At 57.7% G+C, this 6723-nt stretch carries 9 protein-coding genes and 1 pseudogene; 6 read left to right on the forward strand and 4 right to left on the reverse strand.

The genetic code is table 11. The features are described 5' to 3' along the window. Positions 1-90: 90 nt before the first annotated feature. Positions 91-1575, reverse strand: a complete 1485-nt coding sequence (locus GCT13_RS46875; RefSeq protein WP_152768357.1) for an ISNCY family transposase — start codon at positions 1573-1575, stop codon at positions 91-93. A 116-nt stretch (positions 1576-1691) separates the two neighbouring features. Then, a pseudogene (locus tag GCT13_RS46880) lies at positions 1692-1874 on the reverse strand (helix-turn-helix domain-containing protein); the annotation flags it as partial. A 233-nt stretch (positions 1875-2107) separates the two neighbouring features. Here GCT13_RS46880 and GCT13_RS46885 point away from each other — a divergent pair. Continuing rightward, on the forward strand, positions 2108-2350 hold the full coding sequence (locus GCT13_RS46885; protein ID WP_087740506.1) for a type II toxin-antitoxin system CcdA family antitoxin: 243 nt from the start codon (positions 2108-2110) through the stop codon (positions 2348-2350). 64 nt (positions 2351-2414) lie between these two features. After that, complete coding sequence (locus tag GCT13_RS46890; protein ID WP_235851270.1) at positions 2415-2666, forward strand: CcdB family protein; 252 nt, start codon at positions 2415-2417, stop codon at positions 2664-2666. Between the two features lie 66 nt (positions 2667-2732). Here the strand turns inward: GCT13_RS46890 and GCT13_RS46895 are convergent, their stop codons facing one another. After that, entirely contained in the window at positions 2733-3041 is a 309-nt protein-coding gene (locus GCT13_RS46895; protein WP_152768358.1) for a hypothetical protein, read from the reverse strand. 701 nt (positions 3042-3742) lie between these two features. Between GCT13_RS46895 and GCT13_RS46900 the strand changes: the two genes are divergently transcribed. The 4 genes from GCT13_RS46900 to GCT13_RS46915 all read left to right on the forward strand — a co-directional run bounded on the left by GCT13_RS46900 (position 3743) and on the right by GCT13_RS46915 (position 5977). Next, entirely contained in the window at positions 3743-4204 is a 462-nt protein-coding gene (locus GCT13_RS46900; RefSeq protein ID WP_087740259.1) for a helix-turn-helix domain-containing protein, read from the forward strand. A gap of 3 nt (positions 4205-4207) precedes the next feature. Further along, entirely contained in the window at positions 4208-4780 is a 573-nt protein-coding gene (locus tag GCT13_RS46905) for a PIN domain-containing protein (protein WP_087740248.1), read from the forward strand. A gap of 21 nt (positions 4781-4801) precedes the next feature. Beyond that, the gene (locus GCT13_RS46910) at positions 4802-5323 is read left to right on the forward strand and encodes a hypothetical protein (RefSeq protein ID WP_087740249.1); all 522 of its coding nucleotides are present in this window, start codon (positions 4802-4804) and stop codon (positions 5321-5323) included. A 123-nt stretch (positions 5324-5446) separates the two neighbouring features. Continuing rightward, on the forward strand, positions 5447-5977 hold the full coding sequence (locus GCT13_RS46915; protein ID WP_087740250.1) for a hypothetical protein: 531 nt from the start codon (positions 5447-5449) through the stop codon (positions 5975-5977). Between the two features lie 266 nt (positions 5978-6243). Here GCT13_RS46915 and GCT13_RS49005 read toward each other — a convergent pair. Then, positions 6244-6723: hypothetical protein (locus GCT13_RS49005; RefSeq protein WP_193727975.1), on the reverse strand; the 480-nt coding region annotated here is incomplete at its 5' end.

Consider the following 6723-nt stretch of genomic DNA (forward strand, 5'->3'; position numbering starts at 1 on the left):
TGTCGAGGCCAGATTCAGATGTCCGCTTCCCGGCTAGATAGAGATGTCCGGGTTTAAAGGGTTCAGCGTTTGCTTTTCATGGGTTAAAGATCACGCAGTGTCGAAGGATGGCGTTTGAATGGGCAGGGCGCTTACGTCCGTTCCCCTGTCCCTTGCAGACCTCCGGCCAGGTTTGCGGGGTTGCGGTTGTGCCTGTCTTTGCTGGGCAAGGTCCACGATTGCATGCTCAACGTCGGCCTGATTGAACTCGCGTTGTTTCTTCTTGCCTGGCGAACGACTTTGGACTTTGGTTGGGGCGCCCAGATGGGTCCGGGAAGGCGCCTTACCGATGCGGCTGTTATCGCGTTGTGCCTGAATCGCCTGTGAGACCTGAAGCACGTGGCCCAGTCGCTTGTGTTCAACGATCGCGCCCTGATCGATCTCGGCCAGCCGGTCGTACTGCCTGCACGTCAGAACACGGCCTTCCGCCCGGAGTTCGATACGCCCATCGGGGTACTCCCAGACCTCGATATATCGATCGATCAGCTTGCGGTGCTCCGGCGTGTCCTCCAGCAGATACATCACCCGGTCGTACTGCACGGTCAGCGACCTGGTCACCTTGCGTGACTCGCGCCACGTCATCACCAGCTCAAGGCTCTCATCAGCGCGCAGCGGCCGGTGCGCGTCGAAATTGCTCTTCGGCGGCTTTGCGAAACGGGCGTTATAGGTCGCCATGAAGACAGGGGCGTACGCATTCGCTTCGCAGACCGTGCTAATGCCACGCAACCGCAATTCCTTCACGAGACGGTCCTGCAGCGTCAGATGCGCGCGCTCCACGCGTCCCTTGGCCGGGCTGCTGTTCGCACAGAAGGTGTCGATGTTCAGTTCGTACATTGCACGCCCAAAGTGGGTCACGCTATTGCCATCCTTGTTCGCGCCCGTTTTGCGAAACACGCTGTACTTGTCGCTATAGAGCGCGCCGGGTTTGCCATGGCGCTCGATGTATGCGCGCGTCGCTTCGAAATAACTAAAAGTTGATTCGGTCGTCGTGAAATGCAACGCCATCAACCGGCTCGTCGCATCGTCGACATACACCAGCAGCGTGCAGGCCGGCGCCCGTTCCTCGAACCACCGGTGATCGCTGCCGTCGATCTGCACCAGCTCGCCCAGACACGCGCGCCGGGCCCGCGGCTGGTAGACCTTCGGCGGGCGCTGCCGGCGCGGTAGCCACAGCCCGGCCTCCGTCATCAGGTTGCGTACGGTTTCCTTCGCGAGCCGGATGCCGTGACATTCGCGCAGCTTCTCGCACGCCAGGGTCGGGCCGAAATCGGCGTATCGCTCACGGACAATGGCCAGAGCACGTTGGGCCAGTTCGCCGTCCAGTCTCCGATTCCCGGGCATACCGCGCTTGCGAGAGATCAGTCCAGGAGCGCCAGACTCGCGGTATCGGGCCACCAACCGCCGTACTTGCCTCGTCGTCAGACCCAGACGTTCGGCGGCACGCCATGGCTTGAGCCGCCCCTCCGTCACGTCCTGAATGACCTTGAATCTGTCCAGTTCCCGCATCGTCATTGTTATCCGTTCTGTCACAGCCATCGATATCTAGAGCGCCCGAAAACGGCGGGTGGCTAGCATACGACGGCATCAAAAGCGGACATTTCTATGCGGCTAAAAGCGGACATTACCATCTGGCCGCTACATGCAGANTTGCGAGAGATCAGTCCAGGAGCGCCAGACTCGCGGTATCGGGCCACCAACCGCCGTACTTGCCTCGTCGTCAGACCCAGACGTTCGGCGGCACGCCATGGCTTGAGCCGCCCCTCCGTCACGTCCTGAATGACCTTGAATCTGTCCAGTTCCCGCATCGTCATTGTTATCCGTTCTGTCACAGCCATCGATATCTAGAGCGCCCGAAAACGGCGGGTGGCTAGCATACGACGGCATCAAAAGCGGACATTTCTATGCGGCTAAAAGCGGACATTACCATCTGGCCGCTACATGCAGAAAAGTTGTTAATTTAGATTATGTCAAGTCGCTGTCACTTCGTACAGAACCGACGCAGCGGAAGGCATTGATCATGTGTAAAATGTGGACAGATGTGCGCATATTCATCCACATGGAGGCTCGCATGACACATGCAACTGCCGCCGTATCGCGTAAGGCGACCAATGTCACGCTGCCTGTCGACGTTTATGAGCGGGCGAAGGAACTGGGCATCAACTTCTCACGTGCCTGCGAGCAGGCTTTGCGCGACGCAATCAAGGCTGAGGAAGGTCGTCGCTGGGCGCAGGAGAACGCCGAGTTCATTAAAAACACCAACGACTGGGTAGAAAAGAATGGCCTTCCACTGGCTGAATACCGGATGTTTTGATGGCGCGATTTGAAGTTTATGCCAACCCCGGCAAAAGCAAGGCGAATACGCCGACCTGGTCGACGTGCAGAGCGACTTTCTCGATGGCCTGACAATTCGGGTTGTTGTCCCGCTGATTCGTGCGGACTCTTTCCCTCCCGGCAAACTGCCAGCAGATTTCACGCCGCCCTTCGAGATCGCTGGCGTCAAATGCCTGATGCACCCGGCGTTCATTGCATCGGTTCCGTTAAACGAGCTTGGTCCCTCGATCGGCTCATTGCGGGAGCATCGGGACAAGATCACTGCAGCGCTTGACCGTCTGCTGGGCGGCTACTGATCGCTCAACCACCGGCGTTGGCATTACCAAACGGGACCAAACCGATTGACGTGACATCCGCCTTGATCAGCCAAGCCCGGAAATCGGGACGAGCTCGCAAAAGCGCGACAGTATTGTCTTGACCGACGCGGGCCGGGTAATGACCGCATCAACGCCCGGCCAGCTGCGTACCGGATCGCGCGCTGCTGCCAGCAGCACAATGCGGCAGCGCCTGGCCTGCCGCCTGCACAGGTCGATGGCCGCGGTTTTCAACGCACCATGCCACTCGCCATCGAGAAAGACCAGTTGCGGACGTAAGGCAGACAAACTGTCCGCAAGGTCTTCGCAGTTGCTGGACGCTGTGTCGAAACCTTGAAGCTTTGCAATGAGCAGCATGGACTGCGCAACCGGCTCGCGCTCGTGAACCACGAGCAGCCGGCGGCCGGCGCCAGGCGACGTAAAGCGGCTCGCTTCCGCGTCGGCCCTGAGCTGGAGCTGATGCGAGCGCCAGAAAAGATGAGTGACCTCATAGCGCGCACATGCGCGCGTAAATTCCAGCGAATCGCGTCCTTGCGTGTTGAGAACCGCACACAGCGCGTCGAACGCCTCAGTCAGACCGCCCGATGACGCGTCGAATGTCTCCCGTGTGCCCATAAATGCCCTGCTTGCGATTCACCAAGTAAAAAGCATAGGTCGTATGAGGATTCACGCCAGGTCAATTTTGCACGATTCCTTTCAAAGGAGGTTAATTTTGTCCGATTTTTTGCCTGCTCGGTGCCATCTGACAAAATTTTGTTCTCACCTGCACGCACGAATACTGCTTGTCGCACGCGGCCGACGATTCACGCGCGGCTCCGGCAACCCACCGCTCGGTGAAGTACAACATGGCAAAGCGTTTTTCCGGCGGCGATTGTGGGATTACGAAGTGTGTTCACTATTCGAATTCGCGAAAACAATTTGTTTCAAGTCATAGCAGCGTGAGCCAGTTTGCGGTTCGGTCGGGCGGCATCGGAGCGTTTCGGATATTTCGATTTAGGTTGTCGTTTCGGTTATTTCGAATTAGAATGGCGCATATAGCCAAGACGCAAGGAGCCCCCATGAACAGATCCGTAACCCCCGCATCGTTGCCTTCGGCGGCCGAGATCGAGATCGCCCGCGAGTCGAGCCGTGATCTGGCTGTTGCGCTGACCAGTAGTGCGGAATCGCAGCAGTTCGACTTCAGGGATGAAAAGGGAGAGATGCACAGTGTCAGTCTTCCGACGACGGTCTTGAAGCTGTTGGTCAATGTACTCGCGGAAATTGGACAGGGCAACGCCGTATCAATCATTCCAATCCACGCTGAAGTGACCACGCAGGAAGCAGCTGACCTGCTTAACGTATCGCGACCTTACTTTGTGCAGTTGCTTGAGAAGGGGGACATTCCTTTTCGACGGGTCAATACGCACCGGCGTGTCCGCTACCAGGACGTTATCGACTACAAGAAGCGCATTGACGAGGCGCGTCTCGCCGCGCTGGACGAGCTCACTGCGCAGGCACAGGAACTGGGCATGGGCTATTGAACGATGGCGTCAAACTTCACTGTAGTTTACGACGCCTGTGTTCTGTATCCGGCTCCGTTGCGCGACCTGCTGATGCATCTTGCGCTGACTGACATGTACCGCGCTCGATGGAGCAACATGATCCACGATGAGTGGACACGGAACGTGCTCGAACACCGAAAAGACCTGAAACCGGAGGCTATCGCGCGCACGCGTCAGCTCATGGATGCGAACGTACGCGAAGCGTTGGTCGAAAACTTCGAGCACCTCATTCCTGCGATCGAATTGCCAGACCCGAATGATCGGCATGTTGTGGCCGCGGCTATGCACGCGGGCGCCGAACTTATTATTACGTTCAACCGCAAGGATTTTCCTGCCTCCGAATTGCAAAAGTACAATGTCTCGGCCCAGCATCCGGACGACTTCATCTTCGACCTGTTCGACCTCAACGCCGCCAAAGTGCTACAGGCTGCCTCTCGACACCGCAAATCGATGAAGAATCCACCAAAATCTGTCGATGACTACCTGGATACGCTCGCCGCTCAGGGCCTGACGCAAACTGTGAACGTGTTGCGTCCGTTGGCTTGGGCAGTTTAAACCATCCGACGCCGCGTTGCCATGAAGCATTCCGACTTTCACATTGGTCTTGAATTTCTCGGCTCCGCCGGGTTCCGCTGGCGTTGCACTGACGTCGGCACGCGCACCGTTATCGCCATCCTGCTCGATAACGACGATCCAAACTGGTATGACGGGCCGCCGTACGTTGCGAAGGAAGTCGTGTTCGATGAACACGAGCTGGCACGGTGCCATCTGACGGATGAGGACGCGATCCAGGCGGCGGACACGTCGGGACACCCGGGATTTCCGAACGATGTCGTCAATCACATGATGCGCGCTCGGTTTGAAGAAGCCGACGCGCCTTACCCGCACAAGGGCGTGCTGCGCTTCGACCGGCGTGCCCTGGACGGTGAGATTCTGCATCCTTACGCGGGTCGCAAGGATGGCTCGCAATGGCGCGTCCGACTCTATCTGCCGTTCCGACGGACGTACAGCGAGATGCCCGAACGTGACTTCATCGCGTTGCCGATCGCCACGGCCGCCGACATACGCGCACGGGCCGATCGGCAAACCGGCGGGTGAACGAACAGGCACACCTGCCCGCGACTGGTGAGAACCTGCGATAGATCCTTCGAACGGCCCCAACACGCCACTACGGACAGGGGATCCGTGTAATCCAACCCCGTCGATTACAGGGGAAATACAATGAACCGTATTTCGCTGGACGCTGTGACCCGATCCATGAGAGCGGTGCAGGCGATGAATCTGAGGCAGAAGGAGGACCTGGTCGATGAAATACATCTTGCCCAGCCTCATATGCTCGGCTCGGTTCTCGTGCTGAAGGAGTTGGGCGTGTCGCTGGAGAAAATGGAGTTTGCCTTCGAACTTCTCCTTCTGTGCTTTCAAGCCATGAAAGAATCGGGCTTGACATGGCCTTTGATTTCGGAAGATGAGCAGGAGCTGCAGCAGCGGATTTACGTGACCACCGTCAAGCTGGGCGAAGACCTGAGTCCACCGCTCCGGGACCGCCTGATGCAGCAATACATCGGGAGCCATCCCGAGAAGAACCTGATCGCCTGCGTGTGGTCGGAGACGGCAAACTGGCTGAAACGAATCGTGTCGGAAGACAGTGACAAGTACGTGATGATGGTCGCTGCGAATCTCGTGAACTGCATTGCCTTCGTCCCCATGTCCGCACAGAAGAAGCCGCATCACGGGCAAAGAAAACCAGCATGAAAAAGGATCGATGTGATCGGTGCGCAATACCTGTCGCGACTTACGAAGCCATTCCTTACATCTGCATCGCGAGCGGCTAGAGGCTGCTTTGTTGCAGCCAATGTTTCAATGCAGAGGTCGCGAAGCAGAACAGCCCGATGGTCCGAAAACCCTCTCCCGGCCGCATTATGCAAGAGTTCGCGACCTGCAACTCTTGCATACAGTTGCTTCCCGGCCCTATCCTCGAAATTGGAGACCTTTGATTGTCGGTCGATGCATAAGTGAACCTAAAATATAGGATACCTATGGATATTCGCTAAATTGAGTTTCTGCGCACTCATGATCCGCGCCTTGAAGTAGCGCCTGGCCGTCGCCGGCGAAATCGCGACACCGTAGTCCCACTCAATCAGAGAGTCGGCAGGATTCAAAAATCCGCCACATCTCATCTTAATCTCGACACGATGTAAGAGCGAAACAGGTCGCCGGCTCAAGCGGTGAAACGCGGGACAAAAGATCACCCGCGGCGTTTCGCGGATTTCGACGTAGTACGCGGACGTGCAACGGGCTTTTGAGACGCGACCGAACGGTTCGTCTTCGACGTGCCGGGATCGGTGTTGCCCCTGGGCTTTTTCATGGCGGCGGGGCCGGACTTCGCGGTCGGCGTCGCGACCTTGCCTTTCCGTGCCGATTTCACGGTCACGGACGGCTTCGGCGTGGTCAAAGCAGACTTTCTCGCTTGCGAAGTGGATGGTTTGCGCGTGCGGTTG

Origin of the sequence: Paraburkholderia franconis (assembly GCF_009362735.1) — a bacterium.
GTDB classification, from domain to species: Bacteria; Pseudomonadota; Gammaproteobacteria; order Burkholderiales; family Burkholderiaceae; genus Paraburkholderia; species Paraburkholderia franconis.